At 62.3% G+C, this 26887-nt stretch carries 18 protein-coding genes; 9 read left to right on the forward strand and 9 right to left on the reverse strand.

Going from position 1 to position 26887, the window contains the following annotated elements:
- Positions 1-33: 33 nt before the first annotated feature.
- Complete coding sequence (gene mutS / locus ACZ5B4_RS08755) at positions 34-2649, forward strand: DNA mismatch repair protein MutS (RefSeq protein ID WP_464914009.1); 2616 nt, start codon at positions 34-36, stop codon at positions 2647-2649.
- Between the two features lie 274 nt (positions 2650-2923).
- The gene (locus ACZ5B4_RS08760; protein WP_464910845.1) at positions 2924-6778 is read left to right on the forward strand and encodes a secretin N-terminal domain-containing protein; all 3855 of its coding nucleotides are present in this window, start codon (positions 2924-2926) and stop codon (positions 6776-6778) included.
- Positions 6779-7858: 1080 nt separating this feature from the next.
- Here the strand turns inward: ACZ5B4_RS08760 and ACZ5B4_RS08765 are convergent.
- The 3 genes from ACZ5B4_RS08765 to thiL form a co-directional block, all read right to left on the reverse strand.
- Positions 7859-8608, reverse strand: a complete 750-nt coding sequence (locus tag ACZ5B4_RS08765; RefSeq protein ID WP_464910846.1) for a BON domain-containing protein — start codon at positions 8606-8608, stop codon at positions 7859-7861.
- Between the two features lie 271 nt (positions 8609-8879).
- Entirely contained in the window at positions 8880-9383 is a 504-nt protein-coding gene (gene tsaE, locus ACZ5B4_RS08770) for a tRNA (adenosine(37)-N6)-threonylcarbamoyltransferase complex ATPase subunit type 1 TsaE (protein WP_464910847.1), read from the reverse strand.
- 35 nt (positions 9384-9418) lie between these two features.
- On the reverse strand, positions 9419-10339 hold the full coding sequence (gene thiL, locus ACZ5B4_RS08775) for a thiamine-phosphate kinase (protein WP_464910848.1): 921 nt from the start codon (positions 10337-10339) through the stop codon (positions 9419-9421).
- Between the two features lie 326 nt (positions 10340-10665).
- Between thiL and ACZ5B4_RS08780 the strand changes: the two genes are divergently transcribed.
- Positions 10666-10998 carry a HesB/IscA family protein gene (locus ACZ5B4_RS08780; RefSeq protein WP_464910849.1) on the forward strand — a complete coding sequence of 111 codons (333 nt, stop codon included), beginning with the start codon at positions 10666-10668 and terminating at the stop codon, positions 10996-10998.
- Between the two features lie 120 nt (positions 10999-11118).
- Here the strand turns inward: ACZ5B4_RS08780 and ACZ5B4_RS08785 are convergent, their stop codons facing one another.
- The gene (locus ACZ5B4_RS08785) at positions 11119-13023 is read right to left on the reverse strand and encodes an ASKHA domain-containing protein (RefSeq protein WP_464910850.1); all 1905 of its coding nucleotides are present in this window, start codon (positions 13021-13023) and stop codon (positions 11119-11121) included.
- 533 nt (positions 13024-13556) lie between these two features.
- Here ACZ5B4_RS08785 and ACZ5B4_RS08790 point away from each other — a divergent pair.
- From ACZ5B4_RS08790 to ACZ5B4_RS08800, 3 genes are all read left to right on the forward strand, one after another.
- Positions 13557-14249 (forward strand): OmpH/Skp family outer membrane protein, encoded by a 693-nt coding sequence (locus ACZ5B4_RS08790; RefSeq protein WP_464910851.1) that lies wholly within the window; start codon positions 13557-13559, stop codon positions 14247-14249.
- 134 nt (positions 14250-14383) lie between these two features.
- A complete protein-coding gene (gene lpxC / locus ACZ5B4_RS08795) occupies positions 14384-15259 on the forward strand; it encodes a UDP-3-O-acyl-N-acetylglucosamine deacetylase (RefSeq protein ID WP_464914010.1) in 876 nt (291 codons plus the stop codon).
- Between the two features lie 74 nt (positions 15260-15333).
- Positions 15334-16398, forward strand: a complete 1065-nt coding sequence (locus ACZ5B4_RS08800; RefSeq protein WP_464910852.1) for a Gfo/Idh/MocA family protein — start codon at positions 15334-15336, stop codon at positions 16396-16398.
- 53 nt (positions 16399-16451) lie between these two features.
- Here the strand turns inward: ACZ5B4_RS08800 and ACZ5B4_RS08805 are convergent, their stop codons facing one another.
- Entirely contained in the window at positions 16452-16898 is a 447-nt protein-coding gene (locus ACZ5B4_RS08805; protein WP_464910853.1) for a hypothetical protein, read from the reverse strand.
- Positions 16899-17412: 514 nt separating this feature from the next.
- Between ACZ5B4_RS08805 and ACZ5B4_RS08810 the strand changes: the two genes are divergently transcribed.
- Entirely contained in the window at positions 17413-18678 is a 1266-nt protein-coding gene (locus tag ACZ5B4_RS08810) for a beta-ketoacyl-[acyl-carrier-protein] synthase family protein (RefSeq protein ID WP_464910854.1), read from the forward strand.
- Here ACZ5B4_RS08810 and ACZ5B4_RS08815 read toward each other — a convergent pair.
- The gene (locus tag ACZ5B4_RS08815) at positions 18642-18989 is read right to left on the reverse strand and encodes a hypothetical protein (RefSeq protein ID WP_464910855.1); all 348 of its coding nucleotides are present in this window, start codon (positions 18987-18989) and stop codon (positions 18642-18644) included. The genes ACZ5B4_RS08810 and ACZ5B4_RS08815 overlap by 37 nt on opposite strands.
- Positions 18990-19290: 301 nt before the next feature.
- On the reverse strand, positions 19291-20571 hold the full coding sequence (locus ACZ5B4_RS08820) for a trypsin-like peptidase domain-containing protein (RefSeq protein ID WP_464910856.1): 1281 nt from the start codon (positions 20569-20571) through the stop codon (positions 19291-19293).
- Between the two features lie 1881 nt (positions 20572-22452).
- Between ACZ5B4_RS08820 and ACZ5B4_RS08825 the strand changes: the two genes are divergently transcribed.
- Positions 22453-23034 (forward strand): hypothetical protein, encoded by a 582-nt coding sequence (locus ACZ5B4_RS08825; RefSeq protein ID WP_464910857.1) that lies wholly within the window; start codon positions 22453-22455, stop codon positions 23032-23034.
- A gap of 175 nt (positions 23035-23209) precedes the next feature.
- Positions 23210-24784, forward strand: coding sequence for an Nramp family divalent metal transporter (locus ACZ5B4_RS08830; protein ID WP_464910858.1), 1575 nt, complete (start codon positions 23210-23212; stop codon positions 24782-24784).
- An 83-nt stretch (positions 24785-24867) separates the two neighbouring features.
- Here ACZ5B4_RS08830 and ACZ5B4_RS08835 read toward each other — a convergent pair whose 3' ends face one another.
- Both ACZ5B4_RS08835 and ACZ5B4_RS08840 read right to left on the reverse strand, forming a co-directional pair.
- Positions 24868-26211 carry a phenylacetate--CoA ligase family protein gene (locus ACZ5B4_RS08835; RefSeq protein ID WP_464910859.1) on the reverse strand — a complete coding sequence of 448 codons (1344 nt, stop codon included), beginning with the start codon at positions 26209-26211 and terminating at the stop codon, positions 24868-24870.
- A gap of 105 nt (positions 26212-26316) precedes the next feature.
- Entirely contained in the window at positions 26317-26844 is a 528-nt protein-coding gene (locus ACZ5B4_RS08840; protein ID WP_464910860.1) for a 2-oxoacid:acceptor oxidoreductase family protein, read from the reverse strand.
- Between the last annotated feature and the right edge of the window lie 43 nt (positions 26845-26887).

Here is a 26887-nt window from a genome sequence, read left to right on the forward strand (position 1 = left end):
GCGGCTGCTAGCATGGACTTCATGAGCGAAGCCCTGACTCCCATGATGCGGCAGTACCTGGAGGCCAAGAAGGCGTGCCCCGACGCCGTCCTTCTGTTTCGCATGGGCGACTTCTACGAACTGTTCTTCGAGGACGCCCGGATCGCCGCGAAAACGCTCAATCTGGCTTTGACCAGCCGGGACAAAGGGGAAAACGGCACGCCCATGGCCGGTTTCCCGCACCACCAGTTGGAGTCCTACCTGGCCAAGCTGATTCGGGCCGGCTATCGCGTGGCCGTGTGCGATCAGGTCGAAGATCCGCGGCAGGCCAAGGGCTTGGTTAAGCGGGATATCACGCGCATCGTCACGGCGGGAACCCTGACCGACGAGGCCCTGCTCGATCCCAGGGAACCGAACTACTTGGCTGCCGCCGTGGGGGACGATCCCGTCGGGTTGGCTTGGGTGGACCTCTCCACGGGACGCTTTCAGGCGGGGACTTTTCCCCGTTCCCAGTTTCCGGACGCGCTGGCACGTATCTCCCCGGCCGAGTGCCTCGTCCGCGAAGAGGACGACCGGCTGATCGGTGAAACCTGCGAGGGAACCCTGGTGACCAAACGTCCCGGCTGGGCGTTCGCCGCCCCGCGCGCGCTGCCCCTTTTGGAAAAACACTTCGGAACTCGCGGTTTGGAGGGTTTCGGCTTTACCGACACCGCGGAGGACATGCTCGCAGCGGGCGCGGCCGGGGCGATCCTCGACTACCTCCAGGAGACCCAGCGGACTTCTCTCGCGCACATCGACCGCCTTCAGCGGTTTCAAAGCGGGACTTACTTGGAGCTGGACGAGGCGGCACGTCGCAGCTTGGAAGTCCACCGCACACTCCGCGACGGACGCCGGGAAGGATCGCTGTTGTGGGTGCTGGATCGGGCGGTCACCGCCATGGGTTCGCGCCGGCTTTCGGAATGGCTGGCCTCGCCCCTCATGCAGTTGGAGGCCATTACCCGGCGGCACGACGCCTTGGCCGAGCTGTTGCGCCGGCCCGACGTCTTGGAGACCGCTCGTGATGAGCTCCGCACGGTGCACGACCTGGAGCGCCTCTTGGCCCGCATCACCACCGGACGCTGTAGCCCCCGCGACCTCGTCTTCGTGGCCAAGACGCTCGCCCGAATCGCGCCCTTGAAACAGCTCCTCGCCGATGCTGTTTGCCCCCTGTTGGGCGAAATCGAGGCTCGGCTGGATCCTTGCCGCGAGTTGCAGGAGGAATTGTCGGAAGCTCTGGCGGATCCTTGTCCCTTGAGCGCCACCGAGGGCGGCCTGATTCGCGACGGCTACCACCCCGACTTGGATGAATGGCGGTCGCTGGCCCAAGGCGGCAAACAGTGGATCGCCGCATATCAAGCCAAGGAAATCCAACGGACCGGCATCCCTACGCTGAAGGTGGGATACAACAAGGTGTTCGGGTATTACATCGAGGTCACCCAAGCCCATCAAGACAAGATTCCCGCCGACTACATCCGCAAGCAGACGCTGAAAAACGCCGAGCGCTTCATCACGCCCGAGCTGAAGGAATATGAAGACAAAGTCTTGAAGGCGGACGAACAGGCCAAGGCCCTGGAATATGAACTGTTTCTCCAGCTCCGCCGACGCGTCACGGAGTTCCACGCCCGTATCCGCGAAACGGCCTCGGCCGTAGCAGACCTCGACGCTCTCGCAGGCTTGGCGGACCTGGCCCGTCACCGCAACTATTGCCGCCCGGAGCTGACCGAGGAGCCGGTCCTCCAGATCATCGAGGGGCGACACCCCGTCCTGGATATCACGCAGCCGGAGGGGACTTTCATCCCCAACGACACACGTTGCGGCGGAGAGGACGGCACCATTCTGCTGATTACCGGTCCCAATATGGCCGGCAAAAGCACCTACATTCGCCAGACCGCTCTTCTTGTTCTCATGTCCCAAATCGGCAGCTTTATCCCGGCCAAGAGTGCCGTGATCGGGATTGCCGATCGCATCCACGCCCGAGTCGGCGCCGGCGATGAGCTTTCCCGTGGACGCAGCACGTTCATGGTGGAGATGATCGAGACGGCGCGAATTCTCAACACGGCCACCCCCCGAAGCCTCGTGATCCTCGACGAGATCGGCCGAGGAACCAGTACCTACGACGGCATTTCCTTGGCCTGGGCCACCGTGGAATATCTGCACCAGCGGGTCGGCTGCCGAACGCTCTTCGCGACACATTACCACGAATTGACGGATCTGGCTGAAGTTCTGCCCGGATTGCGGAACTTCAACGTGGCGGTCCGGGAATGGCGCGACGAGGTCGTTTTCCTGCACAAGATCGTGCCGGGGGCGGCGGACAAGAGCTACGGCATCCACGTCGCCCGGCTGGCCGGTGTGCCACGCGTCGTCATCGACCGGGCAAAGGAGATCTTGGCCCAGCTCGAGGACGAACACCAACTCACGCCTCTTTCCGTCGTTCCGGACCAGGCCAAAGCTCAGCCGGCGCGCGAGGTCCAATTGACATTCTTCGAGGCGGTAGACCACCCGATCGTGGAGGAGATTCGCGATTTGGATTTGACCCAGTACACGCCGCTGATGCTTTTCGACAAGGTTCGGGATTGGCAAGAGCAACTCCGGGCAGAGCGGAAACCGGCTCACCTCCGTCGCCCCCGCTGACTCAAACAGCACTTTTCACCTATCCGCCCTGTTATTCGCACCAATTGGACACGTAGCCGGCCAATCTTGCGCCTCCTGCAGTCCCCGATTTCCGGTCACTGAATTGGGCGATCCCTCCCACGCGATGCCCCGATTGCGGAGTTTTCCTGGAGGAATGGCGAAAGTTTGCCGATTCTTCTGATCGCGCGGGCTGTGCGTGTGGCGCAGAGTATTTCTGCACGAAGAGAATGGTTCAAGGACTAGAAACCATCGTTTTCCAGGCGAGATCGTCCCAATGACCCAACGAGCCGATGCCACATCCCACCGAGCGCGCCCGTCCACTCCGACTGGGAAGCTTCTTGTCTTGCTGTTCGCGGCCCTGGCGGCCCCGGTCGCCGCAGCCGAGGATACCGCTTTTCGCGCCTATCGTCTGGAACACGTCCCACCGAGCCAGGCGGTGTCCGCATTGCAAGCAGTTCTCCCCCCCGGCGCCGAGGTTATCGCTGACGAATCGGGCAACCGCGTCTTGATCGGCGGTGGTGACGCCGCGCAGCAGGTGGCGGCGGACGCCCTGCGTGCACTCGATCGCCCCGCGCTGCCCCCCCCGCCTACCGGTAATACTGCCCTCCCGTCGCCTCAAACCTTGGAGGTCAAGACGTTTCAGCAGCCGCCGCAAACGCTGGAATCGACCGCGGCCGCCCTCCAAGCGCGATTTGGAAACGATCCTCGAGTGAAGATCATCACTGACGCCCGAACTTCGCAGATTTTGGTCGTGGCACCGGCGGACGTTCAGGCGGCGGCCGCTCGCTTCCTGGCCGATCCGTCGAGATCTGCGCCGACCGTGGCGGCCGGCATGGCGTCCCCCGCTCCTTCCCCAGGGCTACCCGCCCAGGCTGATGAAATTCGGTTGCGGAACATCCCGGCTGCCGCCATGGAAAACCAACTTCAACAGATGCTCGGGACCCGCTTGGAAACGGCTGCGACCGGCGGTTCGCTTGCACAATACCGCATTACCTTGCGATCGGGGGAAACGCTGCAATTCCAAGTGAATCGCACGGCCGACACGATTCGGGCAAGCGGACCAAGCTGGGCCATGCCCGCATTTCGGCAATTGATTGCGGCGCTGGACTCGCCTGCAACGGCACCCGGAGTTACCACCCGCCTGGCCTCCTTGAGTAACATTCCGGAAGACAGCGCTCGGCGGGCCGCCGAGGCCGTCCGCATGGCCAACGCGGAGGGAGCCTCGCCGTCCGCGAATGCCGCGTCGGAAAACCGGCCCCGTCTTCGGCTTGCCCAAGCAATCGAGGCGGATACGCAAAACATCGATGCAGCCCAACCGGAGCCTTCGCAACCGGGAGAAAACGGCCAGGAAGCGGCCCCCGGCGAAGGACAACCCGGAACGGGCACGGCCGGGGAAGGCGGTCTGATCGGCCCCGTCCAGATCGAGTTCCTGGAGGGACTGGACGTCCTCGTCGTCCGCGGCAACCGTCGCGACGTCGAACGCGTGATGCAGATCATCCGACAAATCGAGCAACTGAGCACGGAGACGGAGCCGGAAATCCGAGTCGTCCCCATTCAGCACGTCGATTGTCAATCCCTTATCACCATCGTGAGCCAAGTCTACCAGCAGGTCTTCGCCACACGCCGCGGGACCGTCAGCATGACGCCGCTCGTCAAGCCCAACGCGGTCCTGTTGGTCGGCCGCCAAGAGAGCGTCCGGACCGTGCTGGAGCTGATCTGGAAACTGGACAAGCCGGTCTCTCCGGAAACGGAATTCCGGGTATTTCCGCTGCGGCACGCCTCCGCCACGGCCATGGAGCAACGCCTGACCACCTTCTACCAAGACCGCTCCGGCCTGGGAACGCAAGTCCAAGTGACGTCGGACTTCCGCACGAACTCGCTGATCGTGCAAGCCGCCCCGCGCGATATGCAGGAGGTGGCCGCGATGATCGAGCGGTTGGACGTCCCCTCCGCAGAGGCCATCAACGAAATTCGCGTCTTTACCCTCAAGAACTCTTTGGCAACGGAGCTAGCCACCGTGCTCCAGCAAGCGATCACGAATCAATTCGGGGGTCAAGGCGCGCTCCGGCAAACCGCCATCGGACAAGTAACCACGGCTCCGAGCGGAGCGGCAGGGCAGCAGACCAATGAGCTTCGGTCCACACGGCTACGATTTCTGACGCTGGACGCCGAAGGCCGCAAGCTGCTGGAGTCGGGCATTCTCACGGACGTCCGCATCACCGCCGACACTCGGGCCAACGCCGTGATCGTCACGGCCCCCGCCGACAGCATGCCCCTCATGGAGGCCTTGGTCAGCGAACTGGATCGACTCCCCTCCGCCGAGGCCCAAGTGAAGGTCTTCACCATCGTCCACGGCGACGCGCAGACCTTGGCCGACATGCTGCAATCGCTGTTCGGCCAAATCACGACCCAAGCGGCGACGCAACAGCCGGCCTTTCGGACCGGCGCTCAAGAGGGCGAAAGCTCGTTGATCCCCTTGCGGTTCGCCGTCGATCCTCGCACCAATAGCATCATCGCCACCGGCTCGGCAGGCGACTTGACCGTCGTCGAGGCCATTCTCCTCCGGCTCGACGAATCGGAGATCCAGGAACGCACCACGCGGGTCTTCCGCCTGAAGAACTCCCCCGCCAATGACGTCGCGACGGCCATCAACAACTACTTGACGAACGAGCGGCAAGTCCGGCAGTTGAACCCGGATATCTTGAGCACCTTCGAGTTCGTCAGCAAGGAGGTCGTCGTCGTCCCGGAACCGGTCAGCAACAGCCTGATCGTCAGCGCGACGCCCCAGTATTTCGACGAGATCGTAAGAATCGTGGAGGACTTGGATGAACGCCCTCCCATGGTGCTGATTCAGGTTCTCATCGGCGAGGTGCAATTGACCGACAACGATGAGTTCGGCATCGAACTGGGCATCCAGGATTCGGTGCTCTTCAATCGGAGCGTGGCGGGCGTGCCGGGATTCCTGTTCAACTCCACCGGCCCGCTGGGCAACAATACCACCGCTCCGGGGCCCGACATCGTAGGAGCACAAGCGATCTCCAATTTCGGCGTGGGTCGCGGCAACTCCACGCTGGGCTTCGGCGGCATGGTCCTGTCGGCATCCAGCGAGTCGGTCAGCGTGTTGATCCGTGCCTTGCAACAAAAGCGGCGTCTGGACGTGCTCAGCCGACCGCAAGTCATGGCCCTGGACAATCAGGCCGCCTTCATCCAAGTCGGTCAGCAAGTCCCCACCATCACCGGAACTTCGGTTACGCAGAATACGCAGGTCAACAGCGTCAGTTTCACGAACACGGGTTTGATCTTGCTGGTGCGACCCCGCATCAGCCCGGACGGCCAAGTCGTGATGGAGATCAACGCCGAGAAATCGGACGTCGGTCCCGAATCCGAAGGCATTCCGATCTCGGTTTCGGCATCCGGTCAAGTCATCCGCTCACCTCGAATCAACACGACCCGTGCCCAAACCACGGTCAGCGCGGCGGACGGCCAAACGATCATCCTGGGCGGCTTGATCACGAAGAGCGTCACTAGCACGAATCGTCGGATCCCGGGTTTGAGCGACTTCCCCATCCTCAAACACTTGTTCCGCTACGATGCCGAGGATTGCATCCGAACGGAGCTTCTCATCGTGCTCACGCCGCACGTGGTCCGGTCGGAGAGCGACGTGGAACGGATCCGTCAAATCGAAGCCGCCCGCATGCACTGGTGCCTGGCCGACGTGGCGGCCTTCGAGCCGGATATCGTCAACGGCGTTCCGACGCCGGCACCTGCTCCCGCCGCCGGTCAAGGTGTGCCGCAAGAGATGTCCCTTCCCTCGCCGCCGGGATACGCCGCGCCGGAATTGGTCCCCGTCCCTAATCCACAGACTCCCAACGGCGGGCCGAGCAACTCGACGCCTTTCCGGCCGGAGTCGTCGCCAGGCTCGTCCCGTCTGATGCCCGGCCGGGCGCCGGCTCATCCCGCCGCCGCGGCTGAAACTCCCGTCGGGAATCAGCCCGCTTGGCACGAACCTACCCTGGATTCGAGCAACGCGTTCTTCGTGGACGAGCCGCCCCCCTCGGTTTCCCAGCAGGCGTTTCCGCCCGCTCCGCTTCCGTCTTCGACCCTGCCGGGAGGCGTATCCAACCCGTGACATCGAGAGCACGAACAATGACCGCCCCCTCACGGCCCCTGGAAACGGAAAGAACGAGTATGCCGGCACAAAGTATCCGATCAAAACCCCAACTGCGATTGATTCCGGCTGCGGCCGTTTTCATCACGATTTTGTCGGGCTGCGCTCGATTCGACCTGCGACGCAATATCCCGTGGCAGCAAGAGCCGGAAGGGCCGCCCGTTTCGGTAGTCGCGTTTTGGACGGACGCCGTGCTCGAGCGGAGCGGCGGACCTCCCTACCGTGGTTTCGGAGGCCGCCTCCTGTTCTATTCCCGAGACATGACGCGCTCCATCCGCGCGAAGGGGACGTTAGTCGTCTATGCCTTCGACGACGACCTTCCTCCACCGGAAAACCTCAAACCGATTCGCAAATTCGTCTTCACGGCCGAGCAGATGGCCCAGATGGAATCCGAATCGAATATGGGACCGTCGTACAGCGTGCTGATCCCCTGGGATCAGTTCAGCCCGGAACCGCAACGCCTCAGCCTCATGGTCCGATTGATTCCGGAAACGGGCGGGTCGGTCATCAGCGAACAAGCCCGAGTCTTCCTGCCCGGCTTGGCCAATCCAGGGTTGGCTTCTCCCAAACCATATTCCCCTGACGCATACGCCGGTTCGCAGAAAGGCGATGCATCGCCCAAAATGCAAGGACCGCGCAACTCCGTCCGGCAGACTTCCTATACCGAAGCCGTCTCATGGCCCGAGGCAGCTTCGAGCGGGACCGCCCCGGTCCGCTCGGCGAGTGACTCCCTGGCGGAGGCCAATGGCGAGCAGTCGCAGCGCATGCGCACCCTGACGCTCAGCCTCGGGAACGGCACAGGCTTGGGTCATGGGTCGGGGAGCGGGCCGACCGAAGCTCCCCAAACCAACCATCCAAAGCAGACGAGCGCCGACTCGCGCGAAACCACAACAGTTCGGCTTCGGGAAGAAGAGGCCGCCGCTCCTTCACGCATCCGCATGGAGTCGACGGCGGAAGCCACGGCCGATCCGAACGGATCGAACTGGGGCTGGGCAAGTCCGACCGGCGCCGCAGAAATTCCGCCGACCCCGGGGCAAATGATTAGGGAGCCGGCACAGCAACCGTCAAGCGGTTTTCGACCCGCTCAATTCCCGGCTCCAGGAGGGCCAGCCGCTCCGCCAGCAATCGCTCCCGATCGGATGGGACGGTCCCTTGAAGCACCGCCGTTCGGCCTTGCACGCTGATTTCCACGGCCGCGCCCGGCATTCGAGAGACGGCAGATGTGAAACTCTTGGCGGCGACGGCCGCCGGCTCGATCTCACCGCTACCGGCTTCCAGTTGCGGAACATCGAACCCGATCCTCAATGCACTCCGGATCGGGTCCTGCTGATTCCGACCTGTTCGGGCTCGCGATGTCATGGTGCGGTTCCGATTGCCCGACAGACCGCTCAATCCCCGCGTGTTCAATCCGAATGATGAAATACCGCCGGTGCTGGTCCGCGTGCCGGTCCGCCCGGTATTCCCTTGCAGCAAACTCATGACGTTGCTGATATCGCTACTATCCGCCCCTACAAACCCCTGATTGGTGGTCGAACCTAGCATTTGGGACGCGGTGTTGACGTTCCCCAGGTTCATGAATTGTCCGGACGTCGTGTTCAGCCCCGGGGTTGTGGAAGTACGACCGGAGCTGCCGGAAAACCGAGAACTGCTTTGTGTCGAAAGGTTGGAACTCAAACCGCCGAGATTGCTGCTGAGTTGCGCAAACCCCGGCTCGGCCGACAAGAAAACGCATACCGCGCCCAGGGCCGCGCCGGACACCAGCCTGCTTTGAACCCATTCGTACAACCGCATGGCGAGCGGCTCCTATCGCAAATTGAGCGGCGAAGAAACGTCACGCCGACAATATCAGCGCCCGCAACCTCCCCATTTTGTAAACCCTCGTCGCGCGAAACAGTTCCGTCGCGCCTGTTCACGCAGGGGCAATACAATCCACTTTTACTGTATCGGAGGGTCTTGTCAGCCGCATTGAACGTTTACCGTCCAGACTATTTCCCTTCAAACCCGGCCAAAAGAAGGGGTCGCGTGCCTAACCGCTACGCAAGGCGGATGATACGAAAAATCATCAAGAATCTTGCAGACGCAAGGCCCTCACACTCGCCGCGTACCGGGGGTGGCAAGCGACGACTCGAACCGTACGGCTTTCCGTATCCCGTATCTCGATGAAAACGTCCACCCTCTCCGGTGGGATGCAATCAATTACCCGATCTGCCCATTCGATTGCGCAGACCCCTGATCTAGCGAAATACTCCTCCGTCCCCAAACCGATAAACTCGCTTGCGTCTTTCAGGCGGTACACATCGAAGTGGTACAGCGGCCGCCGGCCGGGGTATTCCTGGACCAAAACGAACGTCGGACTCGTGACTGATCGCGGATCACAGCCGCACCCCTCGGCCAAACCTTGCACAAACCGAGTCTTCCCCGAACCCAGCGTGCCCATCAGGGCGACCACTGCCGGATCGGGCAACAACCGTGCCAATTCGCGTCCCAGCTTTCGGGTGTCTTGCTCGCCGAGAGTGACGAATACCGCCTCGGTCACAAGGGGTGGATCGCAAGCTTTTCCCATCATCTCTGACATCGTCGCTTTTCAAGATCACCGGCTCTTCATGTGAGTACGTGCACGAAACCTTTCGGTTCCAAGACCGTGCGCTTCTGGCCCGCTTCCAGCCAAAGCCCTTTCTCCTCGACGAACTCCCCAATATCGGTCAGCGGGACGGAGAGCGGCTGGTCATGGAGCATGCGTTCGGCCTCGCTCGGCGGCACCGCCAAGATTAATTCGAAGTCCTCCCCGTCGTGCAAGGCGCGATCCAAGGCCTTCCCGCCCTTGCGCGACGTCTTCGCCAAGTCCTGCGCCGCTTTGGAGATCGGGACTTTCTCGGCGCGAATCACCGCTCCGCATTGGCTCTCCACCAAAATGTGTGCCAGGTCCGCTGCAAGGCCGTCGCTGACGTCGATCCCCGCGTGTATCTCGTACGCCCGGTACAGGTAGACGGCCTCCCAAACTCGCGGCTCGAAATCCAAGTGCTTCCCGAGAATGGATCCGCCGAACTCACCCGTAACGATGATGCGATCACCCGGTTTCGCACCGCGTCGCCGAATTCCTCCAAACGGCGGCGGTGTCCCAATGGCCGTCACGCTGAGGACCATCGGACCGTCCCAGCTATTGGTATCCCCGCCCGCAACGCCGACCTGATATTCTCGAGCAAGGCTCAAGATGCCTTCATAGACCTTTTCCGCAAGCTTCGCCCCCCCCTTACGCGGCAAGACCATGCCCACCAAACAGGCCTTGGGTGAAGCGGCCATCGCGGCCAAGTCGCTCAAATTGACGGCCAGGGCCTTGCGTCCGGCCTTTTCCGGCGGAATCTCGGACAACATAAAGTCCACGCCGTCCATCAAGACGTCCACGGTTACGACGCCGTGCTGACCGGCCAGGTCCAAAATCGCGGCGTCATCCCCAATACCCAGGCGGACGCAAGGGTACGCGGGAGTCCGCTGCCTCAATCGCTCGATTAGCTCGAATTCCATGATTCCCGATCCCGCCGGACAGATCCGAATCGACCTCGCCAAGCTCACCCTTCATTGTCGCAGTAAAGGAGCCGTCCGGCTATACCGCGTAGCGGCGAAGGAGGCGGATCTCCGACGCGAGTCCGGCACAAACCGCTAATCGAGACTTGGCCCGCCATCGGTCGTTGCGTACCATAAGAATTGATCGCGGAAGCATCCGGCCGGTCCGACCGGCGCAGCGACGTCGGTCGGGGAACGGATGGAAACAGCCGAAACAGTCTACGGTCCCAGATTGCGGGTTTAACCAGCTTACGTGTTTAGTAAGAAGCCTCGGAGGTATCCAACGTATGGCAGTGTCTTTAACTCCCACCGCCGCATCGGAAATCAAACGTATTTTCGAACAACAGAATATCGAAGAAGGAACCGTCCTACGGATGGGGATCAATGGCGGAGGTTGCTCCGGCCTTCAATACACGCTGGGCTTCGATACGGAGTACGATAGCAAGCTCGACGCCCGCTATGATTGCAACGGCGTGCCCTTGGTCACGCGAAAAAAATACGCCCTGCATTTGGACGGCACGGTGATCGACTTCATGAGCGGTCCGATGGGCAACGGATTTGTGATCGATAATCCCAACTATCCGCGCGGCGGCGGTTGCCCGGGCTGCGGCGGGCACTGACCAGACCGACGCTCCTCGCTGTCGCTTCTTGAACTGACAGCCTCTGCGAACGCCGCTCCCGGTTACCGGACCGCACCATCGGGAGCGGCGGCGAGAGCGAGTGCTTTAAGAACGTGTGCTTTACGAACCGGAGCCGGCGGGGGTCTGCGGCTGAGGGAAGATCATCGCTTCGGCGAAAGCCCAGCGGAAGTCGGGATCCAGCGACAGATCCACGTGCTCGGTCCGTTCGGCAATACTCTCTACCTCCTCCCTGGCATCTAGCGACAGGAGCGTCATCCTCGCTCCCAGCAACGACGTATTCCCGCGGTACAAGATCCGATCTCGCGGAATATCGCTGGGAAACAAACCGATCCGCTGGGCATTGCGTCGGCGGATGTAGTTCCCGAAACCGCCCGCCACATATACCGCCTGAAGATCACCGGCACCGATGCCCGCCTGTTTGAGCAGGACGGTGATGCCCGCCCGAATCGCCCCGGAAGCCAGTTGCAACTGCCGGATATCCCTCTGGGTGAGAACGATCGGCACGCCCGGACCGCGTTGTGAATCCCAACTGACCACGAAAGCCGGTTGACCTTCGAACGATGTGATCCGCTCGAGGAAACTCGGAGACAAGTCGCCGCGCGAACCGGGATCGCCCGCCAATCGGCCGTCAGGACGTAAGACGTCGGCCTCCAATAGAATCGCCAGAAGATCGATGAGCGCCGACCCGCACAGGCCGCGCGGCGCACCGCCGCCGATGACCTGGCACGCAATGTCTCGCGCGGCGGGATTCCAGATCACCCGTTCGATCGCGCCTTCGGCTGCCCGCATGCCGTGGAGAATCCTGGCGCCTTCAAACGCGGGTCCCGCCGCCGTCGCCGCCGCCCGGAGACGACCTCCGGCAAATAGCACGATCTCACCGTTGGTGCCGATGTCCACGAGGATCGCCGGCGACTCTCCCGCAAGCATTCCCGTGGCCAAAATCCCACCCGCCGTATCCCCGCCCACAAAACCGCCGATCACCGGCATGACGTAAACCTGCCCGGCCGGATGGATTTCCAACCCCAACTCGGCGGCATCCACGGACAGCCCGTGCCGCAAGACGGGCATGAAGGGATAGCGCCCCAGCGAAGAGGGATCCAACCCGCAAAACAAGTGCTGCATCGTCGTATTACCGCTGACGGCCGCGGCATAGATGCGATCTCCGGTTATCCCGTTCTTCGTCGCGACTTCACGAATCATTTCGTTGAGCGCGTCCCTCAAAACCCCTTGCAAACGGCGGAGGCCGTCCTCGCGCTCCACGGCCGTTTGGATGCGGGAAACCACATCTTCGCCGAACTGGATTTGCGGATTGAGCCGAGCGCTGACCGCGAACTCCTCGCCCCCGTTCAGATCGACCAGGGAAGCAACCAGCGTGGTCGTTCCCAAATCGACGGCCAAGCCGAAGGTGGTGCGGCGGGTGTCGCCCGGCTCGATCGCCGCAAGACGATCTTCCACCACCACGGCGGTGGCTTCGTCGCCGACGGCCCGGATTTCGCCGAGCAAGCGACGCGCGTCCGCCAACCGCCGAATCGGTGCGCCCGCCAACTGCTCCGCGAAACTCAGTTCCGCAAGGGGTGCCCCTGCCTCGCCGGGTCGGCCGTCGCCGCCGGCCTTGTGCGAAGTCCCAAACACTTTCCGTACGGGGCAGCGTCCCTCCGACCGCGAGGAGCTGGCGACCGCCGTGAGAATCTGGTGGGTTGACTTGAGGAGCGAATCCTCCGGGATTTCCACCACCATCGGGCCGTCGACCGTCAACTGACACGCCAGGCGTACGCCCCGGCTCAGCTCCTCCGCGGACAAGTTGTCGCGTTCCGCCTCGTTCGGCGGCGGGGCTCCCTCGAGCACGATCACCCGGCACTTACCGCAGACTCCTTCTCCCCCGCAAGGCAAATCCAAGTTGATTCCGGCGTCCAAGGCTGCGTCCAAGAACCGGCTGCCCGTCGCTACCGACAGTTCACGTTGCATGGGGCGCAGATGCAGCGGAACAGAATTGCGAGCAGGCATACGGCGACCTCATTCGTTGCCCCGGCGACGGCGAACTCCATTCCGGCATGGTAAGGCAGGCCGAGAGACGGGTCAATGAATCGGCATGTTTTCTCCAGGGAACCGGCCTCTCGCCCGTCGCCCCGCTGGAATATCGATTGGGCCGAAGTATCCGCATCGTCGGAGAGACACCGCAACCGAACGGGAACCGAACCAACGCCGGCGGTTCACAATCCCCAGCGGCCGTCCCGCGATCGCCGGTAAACCGGGCAATTCCTTGAAACCGGGCAAGTCCACCGACCGCCGCGGCCTGCAATCATGGGTGGTTTCCTGGATTCTGGCCTTTACGCAACCGATTTCAATCGGCAGAATACAACGGCCGAGACACAGCACGGCGGATAGGCATCCTCGGATCGGCCTTCGGAAGCGACAGGCGGTCGCTTCCAAGCCGAGCCCCGCGGCCGGAGAGACGGAAGGGACGCCTCGCTCCGAGCCCGGAGGCGTTTCGGCCCGCCGAGACGTTCCTGACAAGCCTTTTTCCAAGGAGGGAAAAAGTGTCCAAGACCAAGTGGATGGGAATCGGAATCCTCGTCGTCGGTATCTCCGTGGCCACCATGTGGAAGTTGGGGGCGCAACAGCCCGGCGTGCCGGCCCCCCAGACCCGCAGCGTTCCCATGGTGCGGAACGTGGCGGTGGTGGACATCGACTACATTTTCAAGAACCACGCCCGACACAAACAGCAAATGGAAGCGATCCGGGCCGAGGCGGCGGCGGCCGAGCAGTGGGCCCAACAGGAGCAGGCGTCCTTGAAGGCCATGGCCGAACAGCTCAAGGACCACCAACCGGGAACGCCGACCTACTCTCAGATCGACGACGCGCTCCTGCGCCGTCAGAAGGAATTCGAGGCCGACGTCCTGAAAAAACGCAAAGACTTGATGCTTCGAGAAGCCAAAGTCGTCTACGGCACTTACCAGGAGATCGTGGGCGAAATCCAGTACTTCGCCGCCGCCAACGGCATCACGATGGTGTTCCGCTTCAACGGCACCGAACCGGATCCGAATAATCCCGAAGACGTGCTCCGCACGATCAATCGCTGGATCGTTTACCAAGGCGCGGAACTGGATATCACTCCCATCATCCTACAGCGTCTCAACGCTCGGGTGCAAACGGCGACCGCCCCGGCGACATCCGGCGGAGCCGCTCCGGGTGCCGGTTACGTTCGTCCCGGATCGACGGGGCTTCGCTGAGCAATCTTGCCGCGGAGGCAAGTTCCAGGCGTGCGAAGTTTCGGCGCACGGAGGCCCGTGGTCGCGATCCGCGGCTTCGGATCCTCGAACCGCCGACGAATACCTGATTTCCTAACATTGGATGGCAACGCTTGATGTTTTCCCTGCGCAACCAGCAAACGATCGCCGCCCCCGCCGCCGTGGAAGGATTCGGTTATTGGAGCGGCCAGGACGTGCGGGTGGAGTTTCATCCCGCCCCGATCGATACGGGTATCGTGTTTGTGCGAGCAGACCTCCCGCACCAACCGCAAATCCCGGCGCGGTTGGAATACCGCATCGACCAGCCTCGCCGCAGCACGTTGGAGCGAGACGGGGCTCGCGTCGAGATGGTGGAGCACATCATGGCGGCGCTGGGCGGCCTTCAAATCGACAATTGCGAGGTCCGCGTCACGGCCGCCGAGATGCCCGGCTGCGACGGCTCCAGCCTGCCGTTTGTGCAGGCCCTCATGCGCGCCGGCATCGTTGAACAATCCGCCCCCCGGGTCCTTCGCAAAGTCACCGCCGTGGTACGTATCGACGAGGACGCGGCCTGGTTCGAGGCCAGGCCGAGCACCGGCGGCGAACTTTTTATCCGGTATCTCCTGGATTACGGCCCCCGCGGCCCGATCGGGCGACAAAGCTTCGGCCTGCTCTTGACGCCGGAATCCTTCTGCAAGGAATTGGCCCCCTGCCGTACCTTCATGCTGAAGTCGGAAGCCGATCAACTCTTAGCCATGGGCTTGGGACGCCGCACCACGCCAAAGGACTTGCTCGTCTTCGGCGAGAACGGACCGATCGATAATCGACTGCGGTTCCCCGACGAATGCGTTCGCCACAAACTGCTCGACATGGTTGGGGATCTCGCTCTGTGCGGTTGCGACCTCATCGGCCGGTTCTGCGCCTATCGCGGAGGTCACCGGCTGAATGCCCGGTTGGGAACCGTACTGCTGCAAACCACGGCGGAAACCCAACGCATTCGTCATTGTGCTTAAACCCCGGGACGCAAGGCGGGACGGATCCGCCGACTCGCCGTGCACGACCCGTTCAGACCGCGAGGTCGACTTTCGTGGAACCCTTACGCGTCATCGTAATCGGAGGCGGACGGCTGGGGCAGTTTCACGCCGCCAAGCTGGCGGCCCGCGCCGACGTCCGTCTGATCGGTATCGTGGAACCCTCAGCCGTACGCCGCGGCGAACTCAGTCAGGAGGGCTTTCCCGTATTCGCCGACGCGAGCAAGATCCCCGGCGAAGTCCAAGCCGCCGTCGTGGCCGCGCCGACGACCCTGCACGGCCGGATCGTCCGCTCCCTGCTTGCGGACGGAATCGATGTCCTGGTCGAGAAGCCGATCGCGTCGTCCGCGGCCGAAGCCCGACAAATGGTCGCCCTCGCCGAAACGGCCGGCCGCATCCTGCAAGTAGGACACATCGAACGATTCAACCCCGCATTTGCCGCGGCCGCGCAAAACCTTGCTGCGCCATGGCTGATCGAGGCCGTGCGTTGCGGTCCGTTCACGGGTCGGTCGCTCGATGTCGGCGTCGTTCTGGATTTGATGATCCACGATCTCGATCTGATCCTCAGCCTCACCAACAGTTTCCCGACCTCGATCACGGCATCCGGCCGGGCGCTCTTAGGCGGGAACGAAGATGTCGCTGAAGCCCGCATCGAGTTTGAAAACGGCTGCATCGCCGTGCTCCAGGCTTCCCGCATCACGCGTCAACCCCGGCGCGAGATGAAAATCTGGTCGCGCGGCGCGATCGCCCAGATCGATTTCGCCGCCGGGAAGGTGTCGCTCACGCGCATCCACCCGGACCTCCAGGCCGGCCGATTCCGCCCCGCCGATCTGCCCGCTGCGGAACTGCGACGGATTCAACCTGAATTCCACGAAGTGTACATGCCGGAAGAGATCGTGGTCTGCGAAAAGCGGGATGCCCTGGCCGCCGAGATCGCCGACTTCGTAGACTGCGTGCGCACACGCCGAGCCCCGGTCGTAGACGGCGCGGCAGGCCTGGCCGCGCTCCAAATCGCCGAGTCAATCCTCCAGGCGATCAGCGAGGGCGAAGTGATCCGGCCGCTGCACGGCCCGGTCGTAGCGCCCCTCGCTTCGCCCGACCGCCGCGCCGAAGCCGCCTGATCGCAAGGCCCGGCCCTTCGGTCTCCGCGCGCTACGGCCAAGACTCAAGCCGACTAATCGCGTGCCCCGAGGTCTTGAACGTAGGCCTCTTGTACCAGTTCGTTTTCGGCATGTTCGTGCCGAGCCAGCTCGTTCTTTAAATCCAAGTAACGCGCGCGGACGCGTTCCCACCAGTCGGGCGAACCGTGACCTTCGCTTTCTGCGTCAGCCGCAAGACGCTTGGCGGCCTCCACCAACGGGGCATGCTCCGCCAATATTTTGTCCGCCTTCGGCTGAAGATGCGGTGCCCGCAACATGCCCTCGTCGAAAAACCGTTCCGCTTCTTCGAAAGCGAAGTGCGCCTCCAAATGCACGGGCAACTCCGACAGCAACCGAATCACCTCCTTCGACTGCCGATCGCGATTGGCGAGTGCCGTCTCAAGCTCCGCCAAAATACTTTCGATACGCTCGTGTTCTTCAAAGAACCGTTTCGTATCCACTCGATCCCCCGGATTTCCCATGATCGTGTCCCTCCCTCAGCCCCACATTCCCGAAAACGACTCGATACGCATCCCGCGTATCAACAGCTCCCACACATTTTTCGTTTCCCGCACGGCGCGATGTTTCCCGGCATCGCTCTTGCGCCGGCTATCGGCCGATTCCGTACTCTCGCTACTTTGTTCAAAGCTATTGTAGAGAAACGCGGTATCAAAAAGAAACCCTGCGTACCTTCGCCCAAGACAAACCGTTCTCGACTTTAGGTTCGGGCACCTGGGCGTAAACCTTGAGAATTGAAAACATCTGGGAAGGAAAAACAAAACCGGAAGAATAACACGCGATTGTTGGATGCGGTGGAGAAGATATACTAATAACTTTACGCCGTTCCAGTAACCGATAATCCTACAGAGGGGTTGGATACGGAATCTCACCCTCCACACGCCGTCTTTCCGCCTTGCGTTCGGAAGACTCCCTCTTCATACGCCCCGGCCGCCTTAGACCGGCGCGCCTTTATCCTCAAAGCCGTTGAGACTTCGGATGCCCTTTCGCGAGACCGTCGTTACAGGAATTGGAATCGTATCGCCCATCGGGATCGGGCGTGACGCATTTCGTGCCTCGCTGCTCTCCGGAATCGGTGGTGTCGGGCCGATCACGCAATTCGATCCGTCGGGGCTTCCGGTCCGCTCGGCCGCGGAAGTGCGAAACTTCGATCCAAAGCAGTTCGTCCCGCAGCGGAAAAGCCTCAAGGTCATGGCACGCGACGCCCAATTGGGGGTCACGGCCGCACGCCTTGCGCAGCAAGATTCCGGGCTCGATTCTCAGCCCATCGATCCGGACCGCTTTGGAATCGTTCTGGGGGCCGATCGCATTTGCGGTTCGCTGGAAGACAGCGAGGCTCCCTATCGGGCCTGCATCGTCGACGGCCGGTTTGATTTCGGACGCTGGCCCGTCGAAGGCATGGCCGCCACGTTCCCGCTGAGCTTTCTCAAAGTCTTGCCCAACATGATCGCCTCGCACGTCTCCATTGTGCTGGATGCACGAGGTCCCAATAACACGATTCACCACGCTGAGGTCTCTTCGTTGCTGGCCCTGATCGAAGGAACGTTGTTGATCGAACGGGGCCTGGCCGACGTAGTGATGGTCGGCGGCGCGGCCTCGGAAATGACGCCTTTCGACTGGAGCCGATTTGCCGTGATGGGCCGCCTGTCCAACCGTGCCGATCAGGACGGCCAAGCTCCGCGTCCTTTCGATCGCATGCGAGACGGCGAAGTCCGTGGAGAAGGCGCCGCCGTTCTGGTCTTGGAAAATGAAAAGCACGCCCGGAAACGGGGCGCCGAGATTCTCGGTCGTATTCGCGGCAGCGGTCGCGTCTTCGCCCGGGACCAACACGGGCATGGGGTCGCCGCGGCCGTCGCGCGGGCGGTCCGCTCCGCCCTGCAAGATGCCGACGCCGATCCTCGGTCCCTGGGATATGTCAACGCGGACGGTCGTGGGGCACGTCAAGAAGACGCTTGCGAAAGCCGCGCCTTGGCCGAAATATTGCCGGACGTCCCGCTGACCGCTCCCAAGTCGTTTTTCGGGAACGCGGGCGCCGCTACCGGTGCCATGGAATTGGCCGCCAGCCTCGTCCTAGCCGCCGAGAAAATGGTACCGCGTACCCTGAACCACGAATTTCCCGATCCCGAATGCCCCGCCCAAGTCATCAGCTCGGCGGAGTATCGCACGGACAAGAATCTCTTTTTGTCGCTGAACTACACCACAGCGGGTCAGGCGGCAGCCGTCATCGTCGAGACCACCGCATGAACCCCCGGTGCCGTCACGCCTCCGCGGACGGAGCGCGCACGGGTATCCCACCGATACCGGCTCAACTCTATCGCCAGGACGATGACCGCGATCGTCAGCGCCAGGAGAGATAGCCCCAGCATCACCGTGAAAATGCTGGTCTGCTTCAGACGCGCGAACAAGCCGGGACGACGCGGCTTATCTTCCCGACTTTCCGGAGCTTCCGCTTCGCTTGCGGGTCCGGACGCCGCCAAGTCACTCGCCGTGCCGCCCGTGGGTCCGCCCAGATTGAAATCGTCGAGATTGAACGGGTTATCTCCAGCATTCGACACGGGTAATCCTCCGAAAGAACCGGGATTGTGTCGGTCCGCCCGGCACATCGCCAACCGTATTCGAAACGGTTGCTTGGGACCATCGCTTCCGGTAGCTACCCAAATGGCAGGCGAGGCCCATTCGCGATTGCGGCGCCGACCAAAACCTACACTTCGAGTATAACTTCGAAGCAGGCCCCGCGCCAAAAAATCCCGCCCCCCCTCATGGGCGCGACCCCAAAGGCCCTAGAGATTCCCTTCTCCGGCAGGGGGCAATTTCCGTCCCGAGTTGCGAGAATCGCGGTGGAGAGGGTTCGGAAAGTCACTTCTCGCCGTTCGCCCGGGCGATTGCGAAGTAACCGTAGAAAGTCTCGTTGTCCCTGAGAATGAAGAACTTTAGGGGTAGAAAGCTATCGAAGTCGGGCCGCTGGATGATGTACTCCACATTTTCCACGGACACCGTCTCCCAGAGATGCATTCCCACCAACACGTCGCCGGACCGCAAACCTTGGGCCGCCGCCGGCCCACCGCTCCGCACATCCGTAATCAACAAACCGCCGCGGTAACGGGTATTGAACTTGGCCTGGAACTCCTCCGGGGGAATGGGAGCAAGTCGCAGTCCCACCAACTCCCAAATGCGATCGCTTTTATTCCCGCCCGTGGGTCCGCCTAAGACGAGCGTCAACTCCTCCTCCGAACCGCCCGAGCGAAGGACGGCCATTTCCAGCGATTCACCGGGCCGCCGCTCCAACAAGGCCCGTTGAAAATCGAGTTCGTTCGAGATCGTCGTCTCCTTGATACTGAGAATCGTATCGCCCGGCCTCAACCCCGCCTGGTCCGCCGGACTGTTCGGAAACACTTCGGCCACAGACAGCCCGGACGTCGTCCCGCCCGACGGGGCGAAGCGGAGTCCCAGCAAAATGCTCTTTTGGTTGATTTGCGCCAATAACCGTGCGGCCGCTTGAACGACCCGATCCACCGGAATGGCGAATCCGATGCCTTGTGCTCCCGCTCGGACGGCGACGTTTACCCCGACCATCTCGCCGTTGATGTTCAACAGGGGCCCTCCGGAGTTGCCCGGATTGATGCTGGCATCGGTTTGGATCAGGTCTTCGTAAAACTGGGAGTCGCTGACCTGCACGGCCCGATGCAGGGCGCTCACGATGCCCCGAGTGGCGGTGTGTTCGTAACCGTAAGCGTTCCCCAAGGCAATGACCGACTCTCCCGGCATCAAGTCGGACGAGGTTCCGATCCGGATCGTCTGCAACGGCCGATCGGCGTCGATCTTGATGATGGCGAGGTCCGTCTCGGAATCTCGCGCGATCAGTCTCGCGATGTAACGGCTCCCGTCGTACAAATTCACTTCGATCTCGCGGACGCCGTCCACGACATGATGGTTGGTGATGATATAGCCGCGTTGATCGATGATCACGCCCGTCCCCATGCCGTTCACCCGTCGCGAGGCGTCGGTGCGGGACGCGGCAACCCCGGCCGTGGTTACCAGGGTCTTTTCCCCGCGAATGTTGACGACCGCCGGCCGAGCGTTGCGAATGGCGACCACGATCGGGGTCTCGCGCAGGTCCTCCGCACCCAAGAGCGGCATCGGAGATCCGAAACCCAAGATTGTCCAAAGAACAACGCACCTTGCGATCGTTTCGTAGCGGCGTGTGGATGGCATAGCAGGGCAGGCCGACAGTCTTGGGTTGAAGGTCCGCGCAAACGCTGTGACCGCACCGGAATCAGGTGGCGTTTCCGGCCTAGAATCGTTACATCGGAACGACGCCTCACAGCCTTGACCACGGTAACCCCATCCGGAAAACTCGAATGATCTTGCCCCGTCGATCAACTCCATGCAGATGCCACAGTATGCCGGTACCCCAATGCCGTTGACAATCCGCTCGCCTTATCAAATCCGCACACCGCTCTTGGAAATCGGCGAGCTGGAGATCCGGGGTCGCGCTCGATCCTACCGCCGGAGCTAAGAATAAGAATGCTGAGCGAAAGGATTCCGTATCGAGGTCGACTAGAACGGCTGTCGAGGAGATGTGCCGGAGTTCCAGACAGGGATGGGCACGCCGGGGCCTATTCATGACGCCGCGATGCCACGTCGGCTCTTTTTGCGAGCCGACCTCGGGGCACGTCAACGGCGTACGCCGGCTTGCCGCCGGCCTTGGTCGCCTGAATGATCGGACGAAACGGTAACCCGAGGGCCGTCGCCGACGATCGGCGCCGCAGGGAGAAAGACCCAGGCCGGACTCCCGCTCCCATCGCCGGTACGACTCTGGGATGAAGCTTCGGGAGGTGCCTGCCCGACTCGAGGAGCCCCCTTCACGACTGCGTCATCGGCGGGCCGCCATCCGGCGCTATCCCAAACCCGGGCCGTATCTTCGGCTTTCCCAGGCACGCCGCGATCCGAGGAATCCCACGAATCGCCGGGCGGAAGCGGAGCAGGCGTCGGGATCACCTCCGGCCCGGAGCGGCTCGGCAAAGCGCCGTCTTGCCTCTTTTCCACTCCTCCTCGCCCCGGGGAATTGTCGCCGGATCGCTCCGATCCGGGTGCCAAAGGTGCGTTCTGACCGTACTCAATTTCATCCGGCATTCTCGACGCATCGGCGTTATCGGACCGCGGAGGGGTGGGATTTGGATAGAAGACGGGACGGGTAGGCAGGGGGAAAAGCTCATCCAGGATCGGCGGCGGCGTCGGACCGGGGGGAATATCTTGTTCAGGCCCCCCGACGATCCCTTCCCGAATCAGCCAGCCGACATCGCCCACCAAGCCCTGGATACGGCACCGCACGCCGTACAGTCGGCATCGCCACCGCGGACACGGCGTAACACATTTGCCCGCATCACGGCAGCTCTTGGAAATGCGAACTTCGTCGGTACCGCATGGGTTGGGAAAGGCCCCCCCACTCGTGACTGATCCGCGGTGCAGCGCGCACCCGCTCACTCCGCTAATGCCCAATAGCATTAGGCAAGCGAACCATGCGGGCAGAATTCGGAGCGCCACGACGACCACGATTCTTGATCCGATGGGAGTTGCCGTACGCCGAGCCGAGACAAACCATCTCGCCATCACAACTTGCATCGGCAAATGAACCTTCGGAATCAACAAAACCAGATCAACCGAACAATTCAACGGAAACAGTTTTTATTGCGCATACATCGCACACAATCAAAACAACGCCATGCCTACAAAACCACCCATCTTTCCACAATCTCGCCCTCAGCAATCTTCCCCTGCGACGCTCTGATCCCACCCCGATGGGTGCCGAGGTCCGAAGCCGTTCCCGATCACGGAGCAATCCGCAAAATCTGGGGAAATCCTGCCGATTAATGGAAAAGTTGCGGTTATAGCAGATATTTTGCCGAAAGACATTTGGGAACGACCGCCCATGGACGCTGGAATTGAAAACACGACCGCTCCCAAACGAAAAGCACCGCCGCGGCGAATCGTTCAGCGGTAGTATTCGAGGAGTGAATTATGCAAGCCAAGGTCTGGCTGTACGTCTTGGCCACCCTGATCTTTCTGACCGGCTGCCGCATGTGCGCCAGTCCCTACGACTATTGCGGACCGACCCTGTCGGGGCGCCCGGGGCAAGCTGCCTGCGTCTCTTGCTCTCCGCTGGCGCCGAGGGCCGGATCGGCCGTCGCGCCGGCCCCGGACGAAACGTTGCTGACCTACTCGAACGATCCGAGTGACGTTCCCGTCGTCTCGGACGCGGCGACTCCTTTCGCGACGCCCGACGAGCGGTTCGAAGACCGTCCCAGGTTATCCAGCGAGCTGCCCGCCCGACGGCCCTCGCCGTTCGTGCGGTCGACCGAACCCGTGATCGATTTCGGGGTTCCGCCGGAAAACATCATTTCCATCACCGATCGCAAATTGGAGGACGCCCCGGAACTGGATGCCTCGCCATCACCGCCGGCAGCACCTCCGACCGCCTCGCGAAGCCTCGTCACCTCACGCCCTAGCGCCGGCGATGCCCCTCGTCGCACAATCCCCGCCCGGTCGGTTTCGGACGACGGCTGGACGGCACGGGGTCATCGCCCCGAACTGCTGCGATGACGCACCTCGGTATCACCCGTGAGAATCGCCGCCGTTTCCTACCGTTGTTGAGCGACGTGGTTGCACGCGCCGAGACCTCCGTGCAAAGATAGGGACATCTTTTCCGCTCTTCGCCGCGCCGACTGCGTGGGGGAGCCGAATAACCGTTCGTGCCCTATCTTGCGGAGAACCGTCCGTGAGCGTCCCGACTTCATCCTCCGCCGTCCCCCCTCCTAATTCGGACGTCCAGTCGCCGCCGACCACATTCGGCCGCATGCTCCTCAGCATGGGCCCGGGGATGATCATCGCCGCCGCCGTGGTCGGATCGGGAGAACTGATCGCCACGACACGAACGGGGGCCGAAGCCGGTTTCGCATTGTTGTGGCTTATCATCATCGGCTGCGTCAGCAAGGTGTTTGTGCAGGTGGAATTGGGACGCCACGCCGTGGTCACCGGGCAGCCCACGATGGCCGCCCTCAATTCCCTGCCCGGGCCGCGCGCTCGGGTCCATTGGATGCTGTGGTATTGGTTGGCGATGTTCGTCGTCAGTCTGGCGCAATTGGGCGGTATTGCGCACGGGGTGGGGCAGGCCCTGGCAATCGCCCTGCCGTTGAACGGGAGCTATCAACGCCTCCTCGACGCGCAAGAGGAATGGAACCGACAACAGGCCGCCCCGCCCGCGCAGGAGAACGGCCCCAAGGCGAGCGAACCGAACGCCGAATCCCTCGGCCCAAAGCAGCACCCTGCTCCAGCCCGGCCGGACTACGGCACCCAGGGGTTTCAGTTGACGGACGACATCCTCTGGGCGGCGATCATCTGTTTGGGCACGATCCCGATCCTCGTACTCGGTCGCTACGGGACCATTCAATGGGTCTGCACGATTTTGGTAGCCGCCTTTACGGCGGCCACCATCTGGTGCGTCATCGCGCTGCAATTCCAACCGGACTGGGCCATCTCCCCGGCCGATCTCGCCCACGGCCTCAGTTTTCGTCTGCCGTCCGGGGTCGATCGCTGGGTCGCGCTCGGCACGGCGCTGGCCACGTTCGGAATCATCGGCATGGGCACGAACGAATTGATTACCTATCCCTATTGGTGCTTGGAGAAGGGCTACGCCAGACACGCCGGCCGACCTGACCTATCGCCCGACTGGATAACGCGTGCTCGGGGTTGGATGCGCGTCATGCAGTGGGACGCCTTTCTCTCCATGATCGTGTACACCTTCGCCACGGCGGCGTTCTATATGCTGGGGGCGGCGGTCTTATCTGGGGCGGGCCTGAAACCGGAAGGTTCGCGATTGATCGTCACGCTCAGCGAAATGTACGCCCCGGTCTTCGGAGCGTGGACCCAGGTGTTGTTCCTGGCGGGAGCCGTGGCCGTCTTGTATTCCACCTTTTTTTCCGCCACGGCGGGTCACGCACGGGTAGCATCCGATGCGCTCGCGCTCTTCCTCGGCCGAGAGCCGCGTCCGGCTCAACCGCCGCCGACCTCTTGGGTCATCGCCTTCAGCATCGGCTTTCCCCTCTTCAGCTTGGCGACCTGCCTTCTCTATCGCGAGCCGGTGTCGTTGATCATCGCCAGCGGTTTCATGCAGGCGATCATGTTGCCGATGCTGGCCGGGGCGGCGATTTTCTTTCGCTATCGCGCCTGCCCGCCGCCCCTGCGCCCGGGCAGATGGTGGGATATTCTCTTGTGGATTTCGGCCGGGGCCTTGTTGGTGGCCGGAACCGCCGGAGCTTTTTTCGCCCTTCGGCCGTGGATTTTCCCCCGCTAGGCCGCCCGGGAATCGGGACATGAGCCGAGAATCCCGTCTCGGCAGCGCCACCGGGCGAACCGTTCGCGTCGGCCCGCGGTTCGTCAGGCTTCGCCGCGCAGATCCAGAACGCGACGCGCTTTGCCCTCACTCCGCTTGATGGTATGCGGTTCCACGAGTACCACTTCGGCCCGAATCCCGATCACGCCTTCCACAGCCCGCATCAACTTGCGGCGCAAGTCCTCCAATTCCCGAACCTTGTCGCTGAAGACGGCGGAGGTTACCTCGACTTGGACTTCCATTTCGTCCAGGCCTTTTTTGCGCCGCAAGACGATTTGATAGTGGGGCAGCGTACCCTCGACCGTCAAGAGGGCCGTCTCGACTTGCGAAGGAAAGACGTTCACGCCGCGAATGATGAACATGTCATCACTGCGATGGGAGATGCGGGCGATGCGTCGCACGGTTCGCCCGCTGGGAGACGGCTCGGTAATGAATCGCGTGATATCCCGTGTGCGATAGCGAATCATCGGCATCGCCTGCTTGCTCAACGTCGTGAGCACCAGCTCGCCCGCCTGCCCGTCCGAGACCGGCTCGCCGGTTTGAGGATCCACGATTTCGGGGTAGAAGTGGTCTTCAAAGATATAGAGGCCGTCCTGCGTGACGTCCTCTGAGGCGACTCCCGGCCCGATGATTTCGCTCAGTCCGTAAATGTCATAGGCCTTGATGCCCGTCTCGTCCTCGATGCGCCGCCGCATGTTCTCGCTCCACGGCTCGGCGCCGAAAATGCCGGCGCGAAGCGGCAGGCTCCGCATGTTCACGCCCAATTCCGCCGCCCTTTCGGCGAGATGGAGAAAATAGCTGGGCGTGCAGCAGATGGCGGTCACCGCGAAATCCCTCAAGATCATGATCTGCCGGTCGGTATTGCCGCCGGAGGTCGGAATTACCGTCGCGCCCAAGCGCTCCGCTCCGTAGTGGGCCCCCAAACCTCCCGTGAACAACCCGTAACCGTACGAGTTTTGGATGATGTCGTTTTCGTTCAAACCGACCGCGGCGAAGGTCCGCAGCATGACCTCGCTCCAGGTCTCCAGATCGCTCTTGGTGTACGCCACCACGATCGGCTTGCCGGTCGTGCCGCTGGAAGCATGAAGGCGGACGATGTCCTCCATCGGCCGAGCGAACAGACCGAACGGATAGTTGTCCCGCAGGTCGTTCTTGACCGTCATGGGCAATCGAACGATGTCCTCCAGCGATCGGATGTCTTCCGGAGCGATTCCCAGTTCGTCAAACTTGCGGCGATAGAACGGGACATGCGTGTAGGCCCGGCGGACCGTCTTCTTGAGCCTCTCCAATTGCACGGCGCGGAGCACGTCGCGCGGCACGAAGTCCATGGCGCAAGCGGGATGAATGGCTCGCGAAGTTTCGGGGGCCGAATGAGGTAGATGGTTCATCGCCACGGCTGGCTCCGTATCTTTTGCGCTGGTTCTTGTCGGCCGTTCCAAACAAAAGAAGCCGTACCACTTCCCTCCGCGTGCGACTTGCAATCGCCTCGGCGATTAGTCCGTCGATCGGAAGCGTTCTCCTCGGCGGCGTCCCAGCTCGAATGCGGCCAGGTTGACCTCGACCAACTCGGGTTTGAACTGCCGACGCAGGGCCTGATGCCAGCAATCGGTCGGAATACAGTCTTCCAGCAGCCGGCTGAGGATCCCGAGGAGCGCCGAGTTGGCCGCTCTTCGGTGCGGCAGTTCGTCCTCGGTTATCGCATCCGGTGCGATCAGGACGCCGCCGGCTCGGAGCCGTCCGGAGTTCGGCTCGACTTGGTCGGGCGCCAAGACCACCAAATAGTCGGCCTCACCCGACGGAACCATGGGGCTGAAGATCCGCGGTCCGAACCGCACGTCGCTAGTCACTCCGCCGCCGCGTTGGCTCATCCCGTGGACCTCGGCCTTTTTGACGTCGTAATGCGCCAAGAACGCCGCATCCGCCAAGATGTCCGAGGCTTTGATGACGCCTTGCCCTCCCAATCCGGCAACCACCACATTGACGACAGAATCCCCGTCCGGCTTCATGGCAACGGGCCTCATCCCTTTCATTCCAATTGCTTGAATTGCTTTTCGGCGGAAATCA

Source organism: Thermogutta hypogea, from assembly GCF_055386265.1.

What these genes read in the sequence shown, in the direction of transcription:
- ACZ5B4_RS08810 (WP_464910854.1), top strand. Translation starts at nt 17,413, where the DNA reads ATGCCCTTTCGCGAGACCGTCGTTACAGGAATTGGAATCGTATCGCCC.
- thiL (WP_464910848.1), bottom strand. Translation starts at nt 10,339, where the DNA reads ATGGAATTCGAGCTAATCGAGCGATTGAGGCAGCGGACTCCCGCGTAC.
- lpxC (WP_464914010.1), top strand. Translation starts at nt 14,384, where the DNA reads ATGTTTTCCCTGCGCAACCAGCAAACGATCGCCGCCCCCGCCGCCGTG.
- ACZ5B4_RS08825 (WP_464910857.1), top strand. Translation starts at nt 22,453, where the DNA reads ATGCAAGCCAAGGTCTGGCTGTACGTCTTGGCCACCCTGATCTTTCTG.
- ACZ5B4_RS08840 (WP_464910860.1), bottom strand. Translation starts at nt 26,844, where the DNA reads ATGAGGCCCGTTGCCATGAAGCCGGACGGGGATTCTGTCGTCAATGTG.
- ACZ5B4_RS08820 (WP_464910856.1), bottom strand. Translation starts at nt 20,571, where the DNA reads ATGCCGCTCTTGGGTGCGGAGGACCTGCGCGAGACCCCGATCGTGGTC.
- ACZ5B4_RS08835 (WP_464910859.1), bottom strand. Translation starts at nt 26,211, where the DNA reads ATGAACCATCTACCTCATTCGGCCCCCGAAACTTCGCGAGCCATTCAT.
- ACZ5B4_RS08805 (WP_464910853.1), bottom strand. Translation starts at nt 16,898, where the DNA reads ATGGGAAATCCGGGGGATCGAGTGGATACGAAACGGTTCTTTGAAGAA.
- ACZ5B4_RS08765 (WP_464910846.1), bottom strand. Translation starts at nt 8,608, where the DNA reads ATGCGGTTGTACGAATGGGTTCAAAGCAGGCTGGTGTCCGGCGCGGCC.
- tsaE (WP_464910847.1), bottom strand. Translation starts at nt 9,383, where the DNA reads ATGATGGGAAAAGCTTGCGATCCACCCCTTGTGACCGAGGCGGTATTC.
- ACZ5B4_RS08760 (WP_464910845.1), top strand. Translation starts at nt 2,924, where the DNA reads ATGACCCAACGAGCCGATGCCACATCCCACCGAGCGCGCCCGTCCACT.
- ACZ5B4_RS08785 (WP_464910850.1), bottom strand. Translation starts at nt 13,023, where the DNA reads ATGCCTGCTCGCAATTCTGTTCCGCTGCATCTGCGCCCCATGCAACGT.
- ACZ5B4_RS08780 (WP_464910849.1), top strand. Translation starts at nt 10,666, where the DNA reads ATGGCAGTGTCTTTAACTCCCACCGCCGCATCGGAAATCAAACGTATT.